Source organism: Actinacidiphila yanglinensis (genome assembly GCF_900107965.1).
Taxonomy (GTDB): domain Bacteria; phylum Actinomycetota; class Actinomycetes; order Streptomycetales; family Streptomycetaceae; genus Actinacidiphila; species Actinacidiphila yanglinensis.
In genome coordinates this window covers 181,779-202,708 of the sequence record NZ_FNVU01000010.1, presented here as the reverse complement: position 1 = coordinate 202,708, position 20,930 = coordinate 181,779, and the positions used below count along the sequence as shown (strand labels likewise).

Genomic DNA, 20,930 nt, shown 5'->3' with positions numbered 1-20,930 from the left:
CCACCCACCGGCAGGAGGTGTCCTCCCAGGTGGCAGGGTAGGCGGGAGCAACGGGGAGAGCGTCCATCGATCCCAGCGAACGGAGTCGTCCCCATGTCCTCAGTCCCACCCGCCGCCACGGCCCCCGTACGTGAACTTGCCGATGGCACTTCTCTGCCGGTGCTCGGCCTGGGCACGTATCCGATGGACGACGCCGAGGCGGAACGGGCGGTCGCCGAGGCGATCCGGCTCGGCTACCGGCTGGTCGACACCGCGGTCAACTACGGCAACGAGACCGGCACCGGCCGCGGCGTGCGGAACAGCGGGGTGCCCCGCGAGCAGATCGTGGTCACCACGAAGCTGCCCGGCCGTCACCACGGCTACGAGGAGACGCTGGCGTCGTTCGAGGAGTCCCGCAAGCGGCTCGGCCTGGAGTACGTCGACCTGTACCTGATCCACTGGCCGCTGCCGCGGGTGGACGCGTACGTGGACTCGTGGCGGGCGATGATCAAGCTCCGCGAGGAGGGCGCCGTCCGCTCGATCGGCGTGTCCAACTTCACCGGGGGTCACATCGACCGCCTGGAGCGCGAGACGGGCGTGCTGCCGTCCGTCGACCAGATCGAGATGCACCCGCTCTTCCCGCAGGAGGAGCTGCGCGGCTACCTCGCGGGCAAGGGCGTGGCGGTGGAGAGTTGGAGCCCGCTGGGCCGCGGCAGCGACCTGCTGTCCGATCCGGCGGTGACCTCGGCCGCGCAGCGCCACGGGTGCACGCCCGCGCAGGCGGTGCTGCGCTGGCACACGCAGCTCGGCGCGGTGCCGATCCCGAAGTCCGGCGACCCGCAGCGGCAGCGCGACAACCTGGACGTCTTCGGATTCGAGCTGTCCGGCGAGGAGTTGGCGGCGATCGCGGGCGGCGCGCGGCAGCGGCTGGGCGGGGACCCCGAGGAGCACGAGGAGTTCTGAGCGGGCCGCTGCGGGCGAAGCCGGCCGGACGGAACGGGGCGGACGGGGACGGGCTGCGGGCACGCGGCGGGCACGGTGCGGGGCGGGACGGTTCCTCCTGCCGCGAAAGATACGTACGCGATCGCGCGCGTAGCACGTGCCGTCCCGCCCGGCCGCCACGACACGCCCGTGGTATCAATGTCGCGTTTGCGGGCATATACACCGAATGCAATGCTGAAGATCCAAGCCGATCAAGAAGGAGATGGTCCCATGGCTTCGGACCTGTCAGCTCCGGTCGAGACGGCGGCTCTTGCCGCCGAGGTCGAAGGACTGCTGGATTCCGCAGAACCGGAAGGCATCTACCGCGACACCCGCGAGTGCGGCGCCGGTCTGCTGCTCCTCGGCGCGCTCCTGATCTCGCCGCCCACCCCGCGCCCGCCGAAGACGGACGCCCGCTGACGCGGAAGGCGAAACGTTGGCCGAGCAGGCGCAGGAGAACTCCTCACTGAGCGCTGTGGTCGCCGACGTCGCAGCCGGAGTCGCGCTCGCCCTCGACGGCGGGCGCGACTCCTCTGCGCTGTCAGGTGTCCTCGCGCAGGACGACCCGCTCGCACTCGCCGCGATCAGGGTCCTGGGGGCAGATGTGCTCGCGCCGTACGCGCTGCGTGCGGGCGGCGGGCCGGGCACGACCACGGACACCGGTACGGACATGGACTCGGGCATGGCGCACCGCCGTACGGCACGCGCGAGCGGGGTCGGGGCCGGCCCGGCGGCGCGCGGCGCGCGGGCGGACGGGGAGGTCGTCCGCAAGGCGCTGGCCGCCTACCCGCCCGGCGCGGACGCCTCCGAGGTGTCCTTGTGGAGCTACCGGGGTCTGGTGGAGGCGTCCCGCGCCTACCTGCCGGCGGGTCAGGGCGGGCCGGAGAGCCCGGCAGGCGCAGGGGACCGGGCAGCCGGGCCCGCCGCAGTCGCCGGATGGCTGCAGGCCGACCCCTGGCCCCAGCTGGCGCACCGGGCCTCCCAGCTCGCCGCGCTGTCGCTGCCGGGACTCGCGCCCGCGCTCGCGACGGGACTCGCGGCGCGCACCGAGGACCTCTCGCGTGGCTTCGTCCGGGCGGTCCGCCGCCGGGACTGGCTCCAGGCAGCGGGCATCGGGCGCTGGCTGGCGCGCGTGCCGGACGTACCGGACACGCTCGGCCTCGACACCGGGCTGGTCTACGTGCTGCGGATGAGCGGCGGCGACGCCCGGGTGGCGCTGCACACCGCGATCGCCCGGCGCTTCCACGGGCGCGGGGCACGATGAGCGGCGGCGCGGGCCCGGGCCGGGCAGGCGGCGGGGACCCGGACGGGGCCGCGCCGCTCCCGTCGGGCGTGTCGGACCTGCCCGGCGCCGCGCAGAGCGACCCGCCCGGGTCAACAGGGGCGCCGCGCCCGGCGGTTGCCGGGACACCCGCCCGGCCGTCCGCGCCCGGCGGGAGCGACCGCGCGGGCGGGCACGACGGTCCGGCGCACCCGGACGCCGCCCTGCTGGACCGCGTCGCCCTGGGCGCGCTCACCCGGATCGACGCGATGCGGCCGTCCTTCCGGCTGCCGGACGACGTGGCCACCGACGCGAACCCCAACACCACCCTCAAACCGCTCGGCGAGCTGGCCGAGTTGGCCGACGTGGTCCGCACCGCCCACCCGCTGCCCGCCGCCCGCGCGCTCGCCGGTGAGCTGTTCGCCTTCGCGTGGAAGGAGACCCGCGGCGGCGAGCTGTTCGCCGAACTCGTCCGCGGTGAACCCCAGGCGACGTATCCGGTGGAACTGTACGGGGTGTTCGCGCGGGCGGGGCTGCGCAACCCGGCCGTGGAGGAACTGCTCGCCGCCACCACGGGCCTGCGGCTGTGGCAGGTGGCCCGCGAGGACCACACCCGCACCCTCAACGTACTCAACGCGGAGCGCCGTATCGGCCTCCCGCCGCACGCCGACTTCGCCGAGGTGCTGGCCATGACCGGCCTCGGCCGCCGCCCCGAGCCGTGGGCGCTGGACCGGCGCACGGCGTACGGCCTCACGCACGACGTCTTCCACGTGACGGACTGGGGCCGCGTTCCGGGCCTGATGCCCGAACCCCTCGCCGGCTACCTGCGGTTGTGGCTGCCCGCTTGGACCGCGAGCTGGCTGGAGGAGCGGCAGTGGGACCTGGCCGGCGAACTCCTCGCGGTCGCCGCGTGCGTACCCCAGGCGCCCTACGACCCCGCCGCGTGGCGGGAGTTCGCCGCCGCGCAGCGTCGGGACGGCGCCGTGCCGGAGGTCGGCGACGGGCCTCCGGAGGGCGCCCCGCCGCAGGAGCAGTTCATCGGCTGCTACCACTCCACGCTGGTGGCCGCGTTCGCCGCGACACTCGCGCGTGCCGCCGCCGGCTCCGGCGGAGCGCCGGGGACGGCACCGTCGACCCCCGAGGCCACGCCCGCGCCCGCACCCCCCTCCGCTGCCGTAGCCGAACACACCCCCGCCCCCGCCGAAAGCGAGGTCCTGCCGTGACCGCCGCACCCCCCGCGCTCCTGCACCGTGTCGGCGACCGGGCACTGGCGTGGCTGCACTCCAACCGCGAGTACTTCCGGCTCACCGACGACGACCGCGCGACCGGCCGCGGGCTGGTCGAACGCCTCAAGCCGGTCGGCGAGCTGGCGATCAACATGCGGGTGCTGGCCCGCGAGGGCGTGGCCGGTTCGCGGCAACGCGACCTCTCCCGGCAGCTGCTGGACTTCGCCTGGCGGGACCTGCTCGACGGCGGCAATGTCCTGGCCGACCTCCAGGCCGAGGAGCCGCTGTCCCCGGTGCCGCTGGAGATCTACGCGAGCCTGCACGAACTCGGCTACCGCCACCCGGGGTTGGAGGCCGCGATCGACCTGGCGCGGACCACGGCGAGCTGGCGCGCGGTCGAGATGCTGCCCAACCGGCGACTCGGCCTGCTCAACGCCGAGCGCAAGATCGGCCTCGTCCCCAGCGGCGACGCCGAACAAGCCCTCGCCGCCACCTGGTTGGGCCGGACCCCGGAGCCGTGGACGGTGCAGTTCCACCTCGCGTACGACATCACCCACACCGTCTTCCACCTCACCGACTGGGGCGCGGCGCCGGACCGGCTGCCGCCGCGGATCGCCGGCTACCTGGCGCTGTACCTGCCCGCGTGGACGGCGGACTGGGCGGAGTTGGAGCACTGGGACCTGCTCGGCGAGCTGCTCGTGGTGGACGCCTGCCTGCCCGCTCCGACGCTGGACGCCCGGATGTGGGAGCGGTACGCCGCCGCCCAGGCCGCCGACGGCGCGATGCCCGTCCAGGGCGCGATGCCCGCCGGGGACCCGGAGACGGTCTTCGACCTCGTCCACCACCCCACGCTGGTCGCGGCGTTCGCCTCCGCGATGGCGACCTCCCGGGCGCTGTCGTCGGACGTCGCCGCATGACCTGGCCCGCGGTCCGCCGGCGCGCGCCCGGAGGCAGCGGCGCCGCCACCGGCGCGGACGGACCCCGCTCCGGCGGTCCGCTCGACCGGGCCGACCTCGCCGCACGGCTGGAGCGGGCGCTGGCGCAGGTCCGCGCCCCGGACGTGGTGGTGGGCGTCAGCCGCGCGGGCCGCCGTACCGTCGCCACCGGCGGCACGGCCACCCCCCGGCTGCCGCGCACCTCGCTCCACTACGAACTGGGCTCCCTGTCCAAGACGTTCACGGTGCTGCTGCTGGCGGAACTCGCCCGCGAGGGGGCCGTTCGCCTCGACGACCCGCTGGCCGCGTACCTGCCGGGGCTGCGGCTGCCGCACCCCTCCTCCCGCGCGATCACCCTGCGGCACCTGGCCACCCACACCTCCGGCCTGCCCCGGGTGCCGCGCGACCTGATCCCGGGCGCGCTGCTGCGGCCGTACACCAACGGATACGCGGGCTACGACCGCGAGCGGCTGCTGCGGACCTTCGCCCGCACCCGCACCCGGCACGCTCCCGGCACGCGCTGGCGGTACTCCAACTTCGGCCTCGCGCTGCTCGGTCCGGCCCTGGAGAGCGCGACGGGCACCGGCTACCCCGCTCTGCTGACCGAGCGGGTGCTGCGGCCGCTCGGGCTGGACGGGGCGGCGATCGGCCCGGCCCCCGGCAGCGGGCCCGGCGCCGCGACCGCCGCCATCGGCCACCGGCCGGACGGCCGCACTCCGCTGCCGCCCACGGACATGGCGGCCTTCACCCCGGCCGGCGCGATCCGCGCCACCCCCGGCGACCTGCTGCGCTACGCCGAGGCGCACCTGTCCCCCGACGCCGCCGCCGTGCCGGCGCCCCTGCGCGAGGCCCTGCGCGACGTGCAAGTCCCGCTGCTGCGCCGCGGTATGGGCCACCGCCACACGCACACCCTCACCTGGTACCTCCATCCGGCGCCGCGCGGGCCGATCCTCTTCCACGCCGGCGCCACCTTCGGCCATCAGTCCTTCCTCGGTTTCCACCCGGCCGGCGGATCCGCCGTGGTCGGTACCGCCACCCGCCACGACCGCAGTTGCGCGCTGATCCCGGCCTGCTACGAGCTGCTGTCGGAACTGGCCTCGTCCCCGGCGGACAAAGCGCCGGAAGCAGACGGAACGGACGGAGCGGACGGAGGGCGGTCCTCCGGCATGTGATCTGTGTCCGGGTGGTGCTGCTGCCCCCTTCCGGAGGCCCGCCGCTCGGGCGGCTGTGCCTATGCTCGAACAATGACGACGCGTGTACCTGAAGAGCCCGCCGCTGCCGGGCCGGAGAGCCGACCGACCGCCAACGCGATGCGCCGCGCGCTGCACCGCGCGGAGGAGGGGGTCGCCCTGGACACCGCCGAGGCGGCGGTGCTGCTCCAGGCGCGCGACGCGGACCTGGAGCGACTGTCGGCGGTGGCGGGGCGGGTCCGGGACGCGGGGCTCGCCGCGGCCGGCCGGCCGGGCGTCATCACGTACTCGCGGAAGGTCTTCATCCCGCTGACCCGGCTGTGCCGGGACACCTGCCACTACTGCACGTTCGTCACGGTGCCGGGCAAGCTGCGCCGGGCCGGCCACGGCATGTTCCTGTCCCCGGACGAGGTGCTGGACATCGCCCGGCGCGGCGCCGAGATGGGCTGCAAGGAGGCGCTGTTCACGCTGGGCGACCGCCCGGAGGACCGCTGGCCCGACGCCCGCGAATGGCTGGACGCGCACGGTTACGACGACACGCTGGCGTACGTGCGGGCGATGGCGGTGCGGGTGCTGGAGGAGACCGGCCTGCTGCCGCATCTCAACCCGGGCGTGCTGGGCTGGACCGACCTGCAGCGGCTGAAGCCGGTGGCGCCGTCGATGGGCATGATGCTGGAGACCACCGCGACCCGGCTGTGGTCGGAGCCGGGCGGCCCGCACCACGGCTCGCCCGACAAGGAGCCCGCGGTGCGGCTGCGGGTGCTGGAGGACGCGGGCCGCTCCAACGTGCCCTTCACCACGGGGATCCTGATCGGGATCGGGGAGACGTACACCGAGCGGGCCGAGTCGCTGTTCGCGATCCGCCGCACCTCCCGGCAGTACCACGGCATCCAGGAAGTCATCGTGCAGAACTTCCGGGCGAAGCCGGACACCGCGATGCGGGGCATGCCGGACGCCGAACTCGGCGAGCTGGCCGCGGCCATCGCGGTCGCGCGGATCGTGCTCGGACCGGCGGCCCGCATCCAGGCCCCGCCGAACCTGGTCGACGGCGAGTACGCGGGTTTCGTCGCCGCGGGCATCGACGACTGGGGCGGGGTGTCGCCCCTGACCCCCGACCACGTCAACCCCGAGCGCCCGTGGCCGCAGATCGAGGAGCTGGCGGCCCGCACCGCCGACGCCGGTTTCACCCTCAAGGAGCGGCTGACGATCTACCCGGAGTACGTCCGGCGCGGCGAGCCCTGGCTCGATCCGCGGCTGCTGCCCCACGTCACCGCGCTCGCCGACCCGGAGACCGGTCTGGCCCGCGAGGGCGTCCGTCCGCGGGGCCTGCCGTGGCAGGAGCCGGAGGACGCCTTCCCGGCCGCGGGCGGCCGCACCGACCTGCACCGGACGATCGACACGACCGGGCGCACCACCGACCGGCGCGACGACTTCGACGACGTGTACGGCGACTGGGGGCAGCTGCGCGAGCAGGCGGCGCCGGGGATGGTGCCCGACCGGGTGGACGCCGACGTCAAGGAGGCGCTGTCCACGGCCGCCGGCGACCCCACCCGGCTCACCGACGCGCAGGCGCTGGCCCTGCTGCACGCCGACGGCCCGGCGCTCGACGCGCTCTGCCGGATCGCCGACGACGTGCGCAGGGACGCGGTCGGCGACGACGTGACCTACATCGTCACCCGCAACATCAACTTCACCAACGTCTGCTACACCGGCTGCCGGTTCTGCGCCTTCGCCCAGCGCCGCACGGACGCCGACGCGTACACGCTCTCCCTCGACCAGGTCGCGGACCGGGCCGAACAGGCGTGGCAGGTGGGGGCGGTGGAGGTGTGCATGCAGGGCGGCATCCATCCGGACCTGCCCGGCTCGGCCTACTTCGACATCGCCCGCGCGGTCAAGGAGCGGGTGCCGGGCATGCACGTCCACGCCTTCTCGCCCATGGAGGTCGTCAACGGCGCGACCCGTACCGGCATGTCGATCCGGGACTGGCTGTCGGCGGCAAAGGAGGCGGGCCTGGACACCATTCCCGGCACCGCCGCCGAGATCCTGGACGACGAGGTCCGCTGGGTACTCACCAAGGGCAAGCTGCCCGCCGCGACCTGGGTCGAAGTGGTCTCCACCGCCCACGAGTTGGGCATCCGCTCGTCCTCCACGATGATGTACGGGCACGTGGACCAGCCGCACCACTGGCTCGGGCACCTGCGGCTGCTCGCCGAGATCCAGCAACGCACCGGCGGCTTCACGGAGTTCGTGACGCTGCCGTTCATCCACACCAATGCGCCGGTCTACCTCGCGGGCATCGCCCGGCCCGGCCCCACCCTGCGCGACAACCGCGCGGTGACGGCGATGGCGCGGCTGCTGCTGCACCCGCACATCCCCAACATCCAGACCAGCTGGGTGAAGCTCGGCGCCGAGGGCGCGGCGGAGATGCTGCGCTCGGGCGCGAACGACCTGGGCGGCACCCTGATGGAGGAGACCATCTCCCGGATGGCGGGCTCCCGTTACGGGTCGTACCGCTCGGTGCGGGACCTCGTGGCGATCGCCGACGCGGCCGGCCGCCCGTCCCGGCCCCGCTCCACCCTGTACGGCCCGGTGCCGCAGGAGCGGGTCGACGCCGCGCTGGCCTCGGACGGCCACCTGCCGGAACTGCTGCCGGTGCTGGGCGACTGACCCGCCCGGGGCGCCGACCGGGGCACGGGACACCGAAGCGGCGGGCGCGCGGGGCGCCCGCCGCCGGTCGGTGCGGTGGTGGTGCGGTGGTGGTGCGGTTCCGGTCGGCGCCGGCTCAGTTGAGCCGGCTGCGCCAGTCGCTCGGCACCCGCTCCGCCGGGCCGGGTACCGACTGGTCCAGCGGGTGGCTGTGCGGCGCCGCGAGCTCGGGTCCGTCCTCGACGTACCGCTCCTCGGGGTAGTTCCAGAACCACTCCTCGCCCGGCTCGAAGCTGCGGACCACCGGGTGGCCGGTGGCGGCGGCGTGGGCGTCGGCGTGCTGCGCGGGTGAGGAGTCGCAGCAGCCGATGTGGCCGCACGCCGTGCAGCGGCGCAGGTGGAACCACCAGCCGCCGCCGGCGTCGCACTCCGCGCAGCCGGTGCCGCTGGGCGGCACGGCGGGATCGATCGCGGGGGTGCCAGGGCTGCCCTGGCCGTCGGACGTGGTCATACCGCTTCCTCCTCGCTGTCCTGGCCGGTCCCGGGCGCGTCGGTCCGGGACGCGGCGGGCCCCAGGCCCGCCTCGGTGCCGGATGCCGGCGCCGCCTCGACGGTGTCCTCCGCGGTCAGCGGCAGGCATACCTTGAAGCGGGTGTCGCCCGGCTCGGACTCGACCGTCAGGTCGCCGTGGTGCTTGTTGACCACGATCCGCCACGAGATGTCGAGGCCGAGGCCGGTGCCCTGGCCGACCGGTTTGGTGGTGAAGAACGGCTCGAAGATCCGCTGCCGGATCTCCGGCGGAACCCCGGGACCGGTGTCGCGGAACTCCACCAGCAGCCTGCCGGGCTCCTGCCAGGTCCGCACGGTGAGCGTGCCCTCGCCGTCCATCGCGGAGACCGCGTTGTCGACGAGGTTCGTCCACACCTGGTTCAGCTCGCCCGGGTAGGCGGGGATGCGCGGCAGGGTGTGGTCGAACTCCTTGACCACCCGGATGCCGGTGCCGATCTTTCCGGTGAGCATCTGGAGGGTGCTGTCGAGCAGTTCGTGCACGTCGACGACCTGGTAGGGGGCGCGGTCGAGCTGGGAGTACTGCCGGGCGGCGTTGACCAGGCCGGAGATGCGCGAGGTGGAGTCCTCGATCTCGTTCATCAGCAGCTCGGTCTCGACGGTGTAGTTCAGCCACCGCACCGCGCTCTCCAGCACCGGGCCCTCGACGGCCGCGGCGACCTGGTCCAGCCACTCCTCGTCCAGCCCGGCCTGCACGAACGCGGGCGCCAGGTCCCAGCCGCCGGCGATGTCGTGGTCGTCCAGCCAGTCCGCGATCGCGTCCTCCCGGTCGGAGGCATCCATCGGGCTGAGCGTGTCGGCCTTCGCGACCCGCTCCGCGGCGCGCTCCTGCACGCTGACGAGGGTGTCCAGATCGGCCTGCCGGTACGGCCCGCCCGCCAGGATCTTGAGCTTGTGCCGCATCCCGGCGACCCGCTCGCGCAGCGCGGAGGTGGCCCGCAGCGCCGCGGCGGCCGGGTTGTTCAGCTCGTGGGTCAGGCCGGCCGACAGCGACCCCAGCGCGAGCAGCCGCTCGCGCTGGCTGACCACCTGCTGGAAGGACTTGTTGCCGAAGAACAGGCCCTCCAGCAGGTGCACCGCCATCGGGAACCACTCGGTGACGATCCCCGCGAAGTCGTCCGCGGCCATCACGAAGAAGCGCGAGGTCTCGGTCACCCGCATGGAGTTGGAGTACCGCTGGGGCACCCGGTCGCCCAGGTACGCCTGGAACGCGCCGGTGTACACGCCGCGCTGGCCGGTCCTGGCGACCTCCACGTCGTCGTCGCCGACCCGCCGGGACGTCACCAGGGCGCCGTCCAGCAGGACGTAGAAGCAGGTCGCCGGATCGCCCTCGGCGAAGACCGGGCCGGGCTCCATGGTCTCCATCCGGCCGATCCGGCACAGCGTGCCGAGCTGGTCGGGGGTCAGCTTCTCGAACAGGAAGAGGGTGCGCAGCTCGTCCGGGTCGCATGCCTCCGCCGGGCGCTCCGGCGCGTTCTCGCTCACAGCCCCTCCAGGTATCGGTGTACGAGCATGACGGCCATCGCGCCCTCCCCGACCGCGGACGCCACCCGCTTCGCGGACTCCGCCCGCACGTCGCCGGCCGCGAACACCCCCGGCACGCTGGTCTCCAGGTGGAACGGCAGCCGGTCCGGCTGCCAGCCGGCCGGCGAGCGGCCCTCCTCGGTGACGAGGTCGGGGCCGGTCAGCACGAAGCCGTGCGGGTCGCGGTGCACGGTGCCGCCCAGCCAGTCGGTGCGCGGCGCGGCGCCGATGAAGACGAACATCCGCTGCGCCTCGACGAGTTCGCTGCTGCCGGAGGCGGAGTCCTGCAGCGTCAGGCCCTCCAGGTGGTCCTCGCCGTGGGCGGCGGTGACCGAGGTCCGGGTGCGCACCCGGATGGTGGCGATGGCGGCGATCTGCTGGATCAGGTAGTGCGACATGGACGCTTCCAGGGAGGCGCCGCGCACCAGCAGGGTCACCGACTTGGCGTGCCGCGACAGGTACACGGCCGCCTGGCCCGCGGAGTTGGCGCCACCGACGATGTACACGTCCTGGCCCTCGCAGCCGGCCGCCTCGGTCAGCGCGGAGCCGTAGTAGACGCCGCGGCCGGTGAGTTCGGCCACCCCCGGGACGTCCAGCTTGCGGTAGGCGACGCCGGTCGTGAGGATCACGCTCTGCGCGGCGATCGCCGCGCCGTCGGCGAACCGCACGGTGCGCGCCGGGCCGCTGACCTCGAGGGCGTTGACCTCGCAGGCGGTCAGCAGTTCCGCACCGAACCGGGTGGCCTGGCGGCGGGCCCGGTCGGTGAGCTGGGCGCCGGATATCCCGTCGGGGAAGCCGAGGTAGTTCTCGATGCGGGCGCTCTGCCCGGCCTGCCCGCCGGTCGCGGTCCGCTCCACCAGGACGGTGCGCAGCCCCTCCGAGGCGCCGTAGACCGCCGCGCCCAGCCCGGCCGGGCCGCCGCCGATGACCACCAGGTCGTAGAAGTCCTCGGCCGGCGAGGTCGACAGGCCGACCTGCGCGGCGAGGTCCTGGTCGGACGGCTCCACCAGCACGTCGCCGCCCGGCGCGATCACCAGCGGCAGCCGCATGCCGTCGTGCCCGGCGGCCTCCAGCAGCCGCCGGCCCTCGGCCTGGTCGGACTGGTACCAGCGGTAGGGCACCTGGTTGCGGGCGAGGAACTCGCGTACCCCGGAGGAGCGCGCCGACCAGCGGTGCCCGACGACCTTGGTCTCCGGCACCGGGCGGTGGTCGGAGCAGAGCCAGCTCTCCAGCAGGTCGTCGACGACCGGGTAGAGCTTCTCCTCCGGCGGGTCCCAGGGCTTGAGCAGGTAGTGGTCGAGGTCCACCACGTTGATCGCGTCGATGGCCGCGCCGGTGTCCGCGTAGGCGGTGAGCAGCACCCGGCGCGCGCCGGGGTAGACGTCCATGGCCTGCTCGAGGAACTCGATACCCGTCATGTTGGGCATCCGGTAGTCGGCCAGGATCACGGCGACCAGGTCGCCGCGCAGCTTCATCTGCCGCAGCGCGTCCAGTCCGTCCTGTCCCGACTCCGCCCGGACCACCCGGTACCGCTCGCCGTAGCGGCGCCTCAGGTCGCGGGCGACCGCCCGCGAAACCCCCGGATCGTCGTCGACAGTGAGGAGCGCGGGGCGGCGCGTGCCGCCGTCCGGCTCAGTCATGGGCATCCCGTCCCCGTGTCGTCCATGTGTTCGGCCGTCTCTGCCGTTCAGCGTACTGGCAGCGCAGCCCCGGCGCGCGAGGGAAAAGCGGAGCGCCCGGCCGGTGCACCACGAGGGCCGCGACGCGCGGCGGGGACAGCGCACCTCCACCCCGCGCACGGGGAGGGCTCGGAGCGTCCCGCGCGCCCTGTGCGGCGCGTGAACCTCTCCCCCATGGTCCGTCCACGGGTCCGGGGCCGCCACCGGGGCGAAGGGGAGCGCAGCGGGCGGGCGGGCGGCACCGCCGGTGGCCAGGGCGGCCGTAGGGTGGCGGCATGCAGTCCTACACGATCGGGCAGGCGGCGCGGCTGCTGGGCGTCAGCCCCGACACGGCGCGCCGCTGGGCCGACGCGGGCCGGGTCGCCACGCACCGCGACGACGCCGGCCGCCGGCTGATCGACGGCCGCGACCTCGCCGCGTTCTCCGTCGAGCTGGCGCAGCAGCCCGACGCGGAACCGGACACCTCGCGCACCTCGGTCCGCAACGCGTTCCCGGGCATCGTCACGGCCGTCAAGATCGGCGACGTGGCCGCCCAGGTGGAGATCCAGGCGGGCCCGCACCGGCTGGTCTCGCTGGTCACCCGCGAGGCGGTGGAGGAGCTCGGCCTGGAGGTCGGCGCGGAGGCGGTGGCCCGGGTGAAGTCGACAAACGTCCATATCGACCGCGTCTGAACGCACGGCTCCCCGGATCGGCCCGGCGGCCCGGCCGAGGTCAGGGCGCCACCGGATCGGGCATCGACCGGATCAGCACGAGCGACCCGTCGAGGTAGGGCCGCCGGCGCAGTGCGCCGTGCCGCGCGTCCCAGGCGCCGGAGGCGATCGCCGCCCGCAACTCCCCGGTGTACCGCTCGCACACGTCCTGCGGTACGAAGCTCCACGCCGAGCACGCCTGCCGGGCGCCGGGGTCGAGCAGGCGTTCCGGGCGGGCGTAGTACGCCTCGTTGAAGCCGTCGGTGCAGTCGGCCGGGATCGGCACCGGTGTGACCGCGCAACTCCCGCCCAGCGCGGCCGTGATGGCCTCGACCGCGGGGTAGCGGCGCGCCTCGGTGTCCAGGACCAGCGGCGCGTAGTCGTACAGCCAGAAGTCGCGGACCAGGGTGGGGTCGCAGGTCATCACGACGACGGGGCCGCGCGTCACCCGGCGCATCTCGCGCAGCCCGGCGGCGGTGTCGCTCCACTGGTGCACGCTGAAGGTGGTCATCGCGGCATCGAACCGGCCGTCGTCGAACGGGAGTCGCTCGGCGGTGCCGTCGATCGCGGGCGCGAGGTGCACGGGGCGCTGGGCGCGCATCGCCGCCGAGGGCTCCACCGCGGTCACCTGGGCGCCGGCCGGCTCGTACGATCCGGCGCCGGCCCCGACGTTGACCACGGTCCGCGCGCCGCCCAGCGCGTCCTCGACCACCCGCGCGATCCGCGGGTCGGGGCGCCGGTACGTGCTGTAACCGCCGCCTATCACCCCGTAGTCCGCGTCCCCCGCGCTGCCGTCCGCGCTGCCGCCTGCCGTCTGGTCCAGTGCGTCTGTCATGTCCCGAACCTATCGGCCCGCTCCGGGCGGCCGCGGGGTCATGCCCCGGCCGGCGGGAGGACGCCGGGCAGGCCGAAGAGCGGGAAGAGCGTCGGGTCGCGGAAGACGTGGATCGCGGCGACGAGGGGGCCGCGCAGAGTGAGGACCTGGATGGCGTGGGCGTGGTGGCGGCCGTCCTCGGCGATCTCGTAGGTGGCCAGGGCGGGTTGGCCGCCGTTGGCGGTGAGGGGCAGCAGCCGCATCGTCCCGGGACGGGTGAGCACGCGGGCAGCCAGGAAGTGGACGAGGTGCGTGCGGCCGGCGAACCAGACCGGCTCGGGGGGCATCTGGAGGGTGGCGTCCTCGTGCAGCAGCCGGACCAGCGCGTCGACATCGGCCGCCTCGAACGCCTGGGCGTAGCGGTCCAGCAGCGCGCGGTGGTCGCCGTCGAGCGCCGCGGCCAGGTCGCGCTCGACGAGGTCGTCCTCGGTGGCGCCGTGCTCCCGGAGCTGCGCGCGGGCGCGCTGGAGGGCGCTGTTGACCGCGGTGGTGCTGGTGTCGAGGAGTTCGGCGACCTCGGCGGCGCGCCAGGCGAGGACGTCCCGCAGGATGAGCACGGCCCGCTGCCGGGGCGCGAGGTGCTGGAGCGCGACGATCAGGGCCAGCCGGACGCTGCCGCGGGTGGCGACGACGGCGGCGGGGTCGGCGCCGCCCGGGTCGTACGGCGGGTCGGGCAGCGGCTCGATCCAGGAGATCTCCGGCCCGGCCGGGCCGGCCGGCTCCGAGGCGTCGGTCGAGGGCAGGCCGAGGCCGGCGGGCACGACCCGGCGGCTGTGGTGGCCCAGCGCGGTCAGGCAGGCGCTGGTCGCGATCCGGTAGAGCCAGTACCGCAGCGACGAGCGGCCCTCGAAGGAGTCGTACGCCCGCCAGGCCCGCAGGTACGTCTCCTGCACCAGGTCCTCGGCGTCGTGCACGGAGCCGAGCATGCGGTAGCAGTGGGCGAGGAGTTCGGTGCGGAAGGGGGCAGCCAGCCGGACGAACTCGGCCCGGGTGGGGCGCACGGCCGCCCCCGGCGGCGCCGCGGCTCCCGCGGGCGCCCGGGCCGGCGCGGAGGCCGCGGCGCCGCCCGCGGCCGGGCCCGTGGCGTGAATCGCCGTCTCGATCTGGACCTGCGCCGGTCCGGTACGCCGCCGGCTGCTCGCCGTGTTCACCGCGCCTCCTCGGGGCCGCGTGGTTGTCCCCCACCCGGATAAGGACCGGCGGCGGTCCGAAAAGTCATCGGCGGCCGGGCTACGGCGCCTCCACGCGGCCGGCCCCGCCGCGATCCCCCTGCTGCGCGACGACCCTTTCCCGCAGCGCCCTCTTGTCGGGCTTGCCGCTGGGCGCGACCGGGACGGCGGCGAGGACGGTGAGGGTGGCCGGGACGGCGCCGTCTCCGAGTTCGGCCCGTACGGCGGCGCGCAGTGCGGCGGGGTCGGGCACGCGGTCGGGCGAGGCCGGGACGACGAAGGCGTGGGCGGCCTCGCCGGTGTCCTCGTCGGGGGCGGCGACGACGTAGGCCTCGTCGACGTCGGGGTGGGAAGTGAGCGCCGACTCGATGGCGGCGGTGTAGTGGAGGATCGCGTTGACGAAGACGACGTCGCGGGCGCGGCCGGCCAGCCGCAGGAAACCGTCGTCGCGCAGGGTGCCCAGGTCGCGGGTCCTGATCCAGCCGTCGCGCACCACCTCGCGGGTCTCCGCCCGGTCGTGCCAGTAGCCGGACATGGCGCCGCCGGCCCGGACCCATATCTCGCCGGTGGTACCGGCCGGCACGGGCCGCCCCTCGGGGTCGCGGACCGAGACGTCGACGCCGGGCATCGGGCGGCCGACGGAGTCCCGTACCCGGTCGCCTTCCCGGACCTGGTCCTCGGGGGTGAGCAGCGCGAGCATGCCGGTCTCGGTCTGGCCGTAGCCCTGGTGGACGACCGGGCCGAGGCGGTCGGCGGCCTCGGCGAGGCGGTGCGGAGGGAGTGGCGAGCCCGCCACCAGCAGGGCCCGCATCGCGCTGGTGTCGACGTGTTCGGTGCGCAGGGTGGCGAGCACCTCGTAGAGGCGCGGCACCGTGCACAGGCAGGCGGTGACGCGGTGGCGCTGCCAGGTGTGCGGGAAGGAGACGGGGCCGTCGGGGATGACCGCGGTGCCGCCGCTGAGCAGGCACAGCGCGAGGTGTTCGAGCATGACCGCGCTGGTGAGGGTGCCGAAGAGGAGGAACCTGCGGTAGCCGGCGGCGAGTTGGCGGGTGGTGTCGCTCCATCGCAGCGGCTGCCAGGACCAGTGGTCGCCGAGGGCGCGGTAGGTCTGGGCGCAGCCCTTGGGGTTGCCGGTGCTGCCGCTGGTGAGGGTGATCAGGGCGATGTCGTCCGCCCGGCCGCGCGCGACGAGTTCGGGGCCGGGGGCGGTGCCGCCGTCCGGAGCGCGGTCCGGGCCGCTGTCCGTGTCGCCGTCCCGGTTGCCTCCGGGGTCGCCACCGACGTCGCCGCCGTCGAGCAGGTCGCGGGCGAGGTCGAGGACGAGGGCACCTGCTGCCTCGGCCGCAGCGGTGAGTGCCTCCGTGCGGGTGGTGTCGTCGGTGAGGACCGCGTGGACGTCCTGGGCGAGCACGTGGCGGAGTTGACCGGGCGTCAGGCCGGGGCGCAGGCCGGTGACGCGGCAGCCGAGCAGGTGCGCGGCGATCTGGGCGGCGAAGCCGGCGGGGGTCACGTCGGTGGTGACGGCGATGCCGCGGCCGGGGCCGAGTCCCGCGGCGGCGAGGGCGGCGGCGCAGGCGCGGACCATGCCGAGTACCCGGCCGCGGCCGACGGGCCGTGTCCGGAACTCGAAGGCGGGAGTGTCCGGGTCGCGGGTGAATGCGTCGATCAGGGGCTGCGGAAATACCGGTTCGGCCGGATTGTTCATCGTTTCCTCCGCTCCACGCAGGCGGCCACCGGGGGTATTTCGGCCGCGGGCGACCTGCCCGGGGACGTGCGCGACTTTGCCCGGTGTGCCGCTCGCCGAACGGACAGGACCGAGGGCGAAGTTATCCGGCGGCGGCGATTTCCTTGCCCGTGAAGCCCTGTGACATGGATCACATTACGCACTCTGGAAGACTCTTTGAAGCCTCAACTAGGGTGTGCCGCATCCCCATCGGAACCAGGAGGGCATGTGTCCGGAGACGAGCGGATCGATTACCTGGTGGTCGGCGCGGGACCCGCCGGGGTCCAGGCCGGCTATTTCCTCGAACGCGCCGGTCGCGATTACCTGGTGGTGGAGGCGGGCCCGGCGCCGGGCACGTTCTTCACCAGATTCCCCCGGCACCGCACGATGATATCCAGCAACAAGGTGCACACCGGCTGGGACGACCCGGAACTGCGGCTGCGTACCGACTGGAACTCCCTGCTGTCCGACGAGGGCGCCCCGCTGTTCACCGCGGTCACCCCCCGGTATTTCCCGCCGGCCGACGCCATGGTCGACTACCTCGCGGACTTCGCCGCGACCCACCGGCTGCGCATCCGGTACAACACCCGCATCACCCGCATCAGTCGCCCCACCGCCGACGCCGGAACCGGCGACTCCGCCGCCCCTCGCGGGGACTTCGCGGTCCACACCGCCGACGGCACCGTCCTGCGGGCGAAGCGCCTGATCATGGCCACCGGGGTGTCCCGTCCCTACATTCCGCCGATCGACGGCGTGGAACTCGCCGAGCGGTATGACGAGGTGTCGGTCGACCCGGAGGATTTCACCGATCAGCGGGTATTGATCATCGGCCGCGGCAACTCCGCCTTCGAAACCGCCGACAATCTCATCGAGACCACCGCGGTGATTCACATGGTGGGTCCCGGGTCGCTCCGGCTGGCCTGGCAGACCCATTTCGTCGGCCATCTCCGTGCAGTGAACAACAACTTCCTCGACACCTATCAGCTCAAGTCGCAGAATGCCCTGCTGGACGGCGAGGTGCTCTCCATCAGGAGAACAGGAGAGGACGGCCCCTATCGGGTGGCGGTGAAATTCTCCCGGGTCGCGGAAGTGGTCAAGGAGATCAGCTACGACCGGGTGATCCTGGCCACCGGATTCCGATTCGACGCCGGTGTCTTCGCCGAGGAGTGCCGGCCCGAGTTGACGATCAAGGACCGGTTCCCGGCGCAGACCGACGCCTGGGAGTCGACCAACGTCCCCGACCTGTATTTCGCCGGCACCATCACCCAGGTCCGCGACTTCAAGCGGTCGACCAGCGGCTTCATCCACGGCTTCCGGTACGGGGTACGGGCCCTGGACCGCATCCTGGCCCGGCGCTACCACGGCGAGCCGTGGCCGGCCACGCCGCTCGCCGCCGCACCGGAGGCGGTCGCCGACGCCGTGCTCGCGCGGGTCAACCGCTCCTCCGCGCTGTGGCAGTTGTTCGCCTTCCTCGGCGACGCGGTCCTGGTCGGCACCGAAACGCTCGGCTACTACGAGGAGTTGCCGATCGACCACCTGCACCGGGCGCTCGGCGAGGGCGGGTTCGGCCCGGTGGACCGCTACCTGACCGTCACCCTCGAGTACGGCGCCGACCACGACAAGGTGAACCCGTTCGACATCACGGTGAACCGGCTCTCGCAGCAGGACACCGGCGGGCTCGACAGCCGCTACCTGCACCCCGTGGTCCGGCTGTGGCAGGACGGCAAGACCCTCTCCGAGCACCACATCACGGAGAACCTGGAAAACGAGTGGGACAGCGAGCAGGTGCACCGGGCTCCCCTCGTCCGCTTCCTGGCCACGCACCTCTTCCCGGCGTCGCACCCCGCCGCCGCGGGACCGTCGTGACCGACGCCGAGGCCACGTCCGGCGTGCCCGAGGCCACCTCCGGCGTGCTCGGCGAGCTGCGCGGCAAGGCCAGGGCCCGGCTCGAACCCGCGCACTGGGACTTCTTCGAGGGCGGCGCCGGCCGGGAGACCGCGCTCGCCGAGAACGTCCGGGCCTTCGGCCGGCTCGCCCTGCTGCCGCGGGTACTGCGCGGCGCGGGCGAGCCGGACACCGCGGTCGAACTGCCCGGCGCCCGCGCCTCGACGCCGGTCCTGATCGCGCCGACCGCCTTCCACCGGCTCGCCCACCACGAGGGCGAGCGGGCCACCGCCCGTGCGGCCGCGGCCGCCGGCACCGTGCTGATCACCTCGATGGCGTCGACCACCGCGGTCGCCGACGTGGTCGCCGCGGCCCGCGAGGTCCGGGCCGACGCGGCGGTGTGGTTCCAGCTCTACCTGCAACCTCGGGCCGACGTCACCGAGGCCCTGGTCCGCCGGGCCGAGGAGGCGGGCTGCACCGCGCTGGTGGTCACCGCGGACTCCCCCGTCTTCGGCCGGCGCGCCCGCGACGACCGCAACGGCTTCCACGACCTGCCGCCCGGGATGGCGGCGGAGAACATGCGCGGCCTGCCCGGCGCACCGCCGGACGCGCCCCTCGACATCGCGATGAGCCCCGCGCTGTCCTGGGACCACCTGCGCGGGCTGCGGGAGCGCACCGAACTGCCCATCCTGGTCAAGGGGGTGCTGCATCCCGACGACGCGCGCCACGCGATCGGCGAGGGCGCGGCGGGGCTGATCGTGTCCAACCACGGCGGGCGGCAGCTCGACGCCGCGCCCGCCACCGTCGAGGCGCTGCCCCGGATCACCGAGGCGGTGGCCGGCCGCATCCCGGTGCTGCTCGACGGCGGGATACGCTCCGGCGCCGACGTGGTGACCGCGCTCGCGCTGGGCGCGGCGGCCGTCGGCGTGGGCCGGCCGGTGCTGTGGGGGCTGGCCGCGGAGGGCGAGGCCGGGGTGGCCCGGGTGCTGGCCGAGCTGACCGGGCAGACCGCGCACGTGCTCGCCCTGTGCGGGGCCCGGGACTGCGCCGACCTCAACCGGGACCAGGTGGTCCTGCGCGGTGCGCGGGGGGTGGCGGGCGGATGACCGCGAGCCCGGCCCGCACGCTGGCCCGGACCGCCGCCGCCGGCCTCGCGCTGTCCAGCCCGTACTGGCTGCCCAGGGCCCTGGTCTCGCTCCGGGTGCGGGTGTTCGCGAAGGTCAACGGCCCCGAGGGCGTCGTGGTGCCGAACGAGCAGGTCGGGCCGGAGCGGTTCGCCGAGCTGTACGCGCACCCCGCCGCGAACGGCCGCAGCAAGGGAGCGGGGCTGTCGGACCTGTTCTGGTACTGGCTGTCGCCCGGGCCCGAGGTGCACCAGGAGCACCTGGAGCCCGGCCCGCGCTACGACGCGGTGGCCCGCACCACCAGCGCGATCCTCGCCGGGACCAGCGCGGAGCTGTCGGCCGTGGCGGCCCGGTGCGCGGCCCGGGTGCTGGACGAGCGGCTGCCGGTGCGGGGGGCGGGCGGCGGCCGGCCGTCGGGCGGCGTGGCGCTGGTGCGGCTGCGCGACCTGATGATGCCGGTGTGGGCCGAGTTCTTCTACGAGCTGGTGTTCCGCGAGCCGTGCCCGCCGCACGCGCGGCGGCTGATCGTGGACAACGCCGAGGACGTCGTCAACTCCCTGAAGAACACTCGGCTGCGGCACATGCGCCGGCGCACCCGGCTGACCCGCTACCTGCTGCGCCGGCTGGCCGCGGGCGAGGTGCCGCACGAGTTGCCCGCCGCGCTCGGCACCGCCCGGGACCGTGCCCACTACCTGCAGGGCACCTTCTTCAACACCGCCGTCGTGCAGATGTCGGAGGCGATGGCGCATCTGCTGCTGGTGCTCGCCCGGCGCCAGGACATCCAGCGCCGGCTGGCCGAACATCCCGACGACGACGGCTACCTGGGCAACGTCATGAACGAGACGCTGCGGATGTACCCGCTGTTCGGCATCGCGCACCGGATCACCGGCGCCGACATCGACCTCGGCGAGGGTGCCTCCTACCCGGCCGGCACCGTGCTGTGCTTCGACTACCCGGCCTACCATGCCACCGGCCACCAGGACCCGGAGGTCTTCGACCCCGGCCGCTGGGAGCGTCTGTCGACGAAGGACGCGCACCACATCCCGTTCGGGGTGGCGGCCAACCGGCCGTGTCCCGCCTGGCGGTTGTCGCCGCTGGTGATGCGGGCCGTCACCCGCAAGATGCTCGGCCGCTTCACCCTGTACTCGTCGGTGTCCCACACCCGCTCCATCCCGCACCGGGCGCCCTGCCTGCTGGTCCGCCGCGAACGGCCGCTGCCCCGGCACCTGGTGGTCGCCGCGCTGGCCGCGCTGCGGGTGCGCGACCGCTGGGAGGACGTGGGGCGCAGCGTGCTGCAGTTCGTGCTCGGCACCTGGATGGTGGTCGACGCCCGCCGGCTGGGGCTGACCCGGACGTGGTTCGCCACGCACGACACCCAGGGCTGCCCGCTGCCGTCCGCCGAACCGCCGGGGTGTCCCCGGCACCGCTAGACCCGCGCCGCCGACCCGGGTTTCCCCCCTCCCCGCGCCGCTCCCCGCC

General features: G+C 74.4%; 17 protein-coding genes. 11 read left to right on the top strand and 6 right to left on the bottom strand.

The window, feature by feature from the left end; genetic code table 11:
• The first annotated feature begins 93 nt into the window (after positions 1-93).
• The 7 genes from C4U44_RS23465 (at position 94) to C4U44_RS23435 (ending at position 8,239) form a co-directional block, all read left to right on the top strand.
• On the top strand, positions 94-942 hold the full coding sequence (locus C4U44_RS23465; protein WP_103887942.1) for an aldo/keto reductase: 849 nt from the start codon (positions 94-96) through the stop codon (positions 940-942).
• A gap of 249 nt (positions 943-1,191) precedes the next feature.
• A complete protein-coding gene (locus tag C4U44_RS23460) occupies positions 1,192-1,380 on the top strand; it encodes a hypothetical protein (protein WP_103887941.1) in 189 nt (62 codons plus the stop codon).
• 16 nt (positions 1,381-1,396) lie between these two features.
• The gene (locus C4U44_RS23455) at positions 1,397-2,224 is read left to right on the top strand and encodes a hypothetical protein (RefSeq protein ID WP_407642875.1); all 828 of its coding nucleotides are present in this window, start codon (positions 1,397-1,399) and stop codon (positions 2,222-2,224) included.
• A complete protein-coding gene (locus tag C4U44_RS23450) occupies positions 2,221-3,444 on the top strand; it encodes a DUF6895 family protein (protein WP_200823363.1) in 1,224 nt (407 codons plus the stop codon). The genes C4U44_RS23455 and C4U44_RS23450 overlap by 4 nt, the downstream gene beginning before the upstream one ends.
• Positions 3,441-4,364, top strand: coding sequence for a DUF6895 family protein (locus C4U44_RS23445; RefSeq protein ID WP_103887940.1), 924 nt, complete (start codon positions 3,441-3,443; stop codon positions 4,362-4,364). The genes C4U44_RS23450 and C4U44_RS23445 overlap by 4 nt, the downstream gene beginning before the upstream one ends.
• Complete coding sequence (locus C4U44_RS23440) at positions 4,361-5,554, top strand: serine hydrolase domain-containing protein (RefSeq protein ID WP_103887939.1); 1,194 nt, start codon at positions 4,361-4,363, stop codon at positions 5,552-5,554. The genes C4U44_RS23445 and C4U44_RS23440 overlap by 4 nt, the downstream gene beginning before the upstream one ends.
• Before the next feature lie 72 nt (positions 5,555-5,626).
• Entirely contained in the window at positions 5,627-8,239 is a 2,613-nt protein-coding gene (locus C4U44_RS23435; RefSeq protein WP_103887938.1) for a bifunctional FO biosynthesis protein CofGH, read from the top strand.
• A 115-nt stretch (positions 8,240-8,354) separates the two neighbouring features.
• Here the strand turns inward: C4U44_RS23435 and C4U44_RS23430 are convergent, their stop codons facing one another.
• The 3 genes from C4U44_RS23430 to C4U44_RS23420 are packed head-to-tail and all read right to left on the bottom strand — an operon-like array spanning position 8,355 to position 11,949.
• On the bottom strand, positions 8,355-8,729 hold the full coding sequence (locus C4U44_RS23430) for a UBP-type zinc finger domain-containing protein (protein ID WP_103887937.1): 375 nt from the start codon (positions 8,727-8,729) through the stop codon (positions 8,355-8,357).
• On the bottom strand, positions 8,726-10,270 hold the full coding sequence (locus C4U44_RS23425) for an ATP-binding protein (RefSeq protein WP_235032290.1): 1,545 nt from the start codon (positions 10,268-10,270) through the stop codon (positions 8,726-8,728). Before C4U44_RS23425 ends, C4U44_RS23430 begins: the two co-directional genes overlap by 4 nt.
• Complete coding sequence (locus C4U44_RS23420) at positions 10,267-11,949, bottom strand: FAD-dependent oxidoreductase (protein WP_103887936.1); 1,683 nt, start codon at positions 11,947-11,949, stop codon at positions 10,267-10,269. The genes C4U44_RS23425 and C4U44_RS23420 overlap by 4 nt, the downstream gene beginning before the upstream one ends.
• A gap of 314 nt (positions 11,950-12,263) precedes the next feature.
• Between C4U44_RS23420 and C4U44_RS23415 the strand changes: the two genes are divergently transcribed.
• On the top strand, positions 12,264-12,659 hold the full coding sequence (locus tag C4U44_RS23415; protein WP_103887935.1) for a TOBE domain-containing protein: 396 nt from the start codon (positions 12,264-12,266) through the stop codon (positions 12,657-12,659).
• Between the two features lie 40 nt (positions 12,660-12,699).
• Here the strand turns inward: C4U44_RS23415 and C4U44_RS23410 are convergent, their stop codons facing one another.
• From C4U44_RS23410 to C4U44_RS23400, 3 genes are all read right to left on the bottom strand, one after another.
• A complete protein-coding gene (locus C4U44_RS23410) occupies positions 12,700-13,512 on the bottom strand; it encodes a class I SAM-dependent methyltransferase (protein WP_103887934.1) in 813 nt (270 codons plus the stop codon).
• 38 nt (positions 13,513-13,550) lie between these two features.
• A complete protein-coding gene (locus tag C4U44_RS23405) occupies positions 13,551-14,702 on the bottom strand; it encodes a sigma-70 family RNA polymerase sigma factor (RefSeq protein WP_265737338.1) in 1,152 nt (383 codons plus the stop codon).
• Between the two features lie 79 nt (positions 14,703-14,781).
• Positions 14,782-16,425, bottom strand: coding sequence for a class I adenylate-forming enzyme family protein (locus C4U44_RS23400; protein ID WP_103887933.1), 1,644 nt, complete (start codon positions 16,423-16,425; stop codon positions 14,782-14,784).
• 246 nt (positions 16,426-16,671) lie between these two features.
• Here C4U44_RS23400 and C4U44_RS23395 point away from each other — a divergent pair, with 246 nt between their 5' ends.
• Genes C4U44_RS23395 through C4U44_RS23385 form a run of 3 tightly spaced genes read left to right on the top strand, consistent with a single transcriptional unit; the run spans position 16,672 to position 20,881 of the window.
• A complete protein-coding gene (locus tag C4U44_RS23395; protein ID WP_103887932.1) occupies positions 16,672-18,309 on the top strand; it encodes an NAD(P)-binding domain-containing protein in 1,638 nt (545 codons plus the stop codon).
• A gap of 44 nt (positions 18,310-18,353) precedes the next feature.
• On the top strand, positions 18,354-19,433 hold the full coding sequence (locus C4U44_RS23390) for an alpha-hydroxy acid oxidase (RefSeq protein ID WP_103888062.1): 1,080 nt from the start codon (positions 18,354-18,356) through the stop codon (positions 19,431-19,433).
• A complete protein-coding gene (locus tag C4U44_RS23385) occupies positions 19,430-20,881 on the top strand; it encodes a cytochrome P450 (protein ID WP_103887931.1) in 1,452 nt (483 codons plus the stop codon). The genes C4U44_RS23390 and C4U44_RS23385 overlap by 4 nt, the downstream gene beginning before the upstream one ends.
• Positions 20,882-20,930 lie beyond the last annotated feature (49 nt).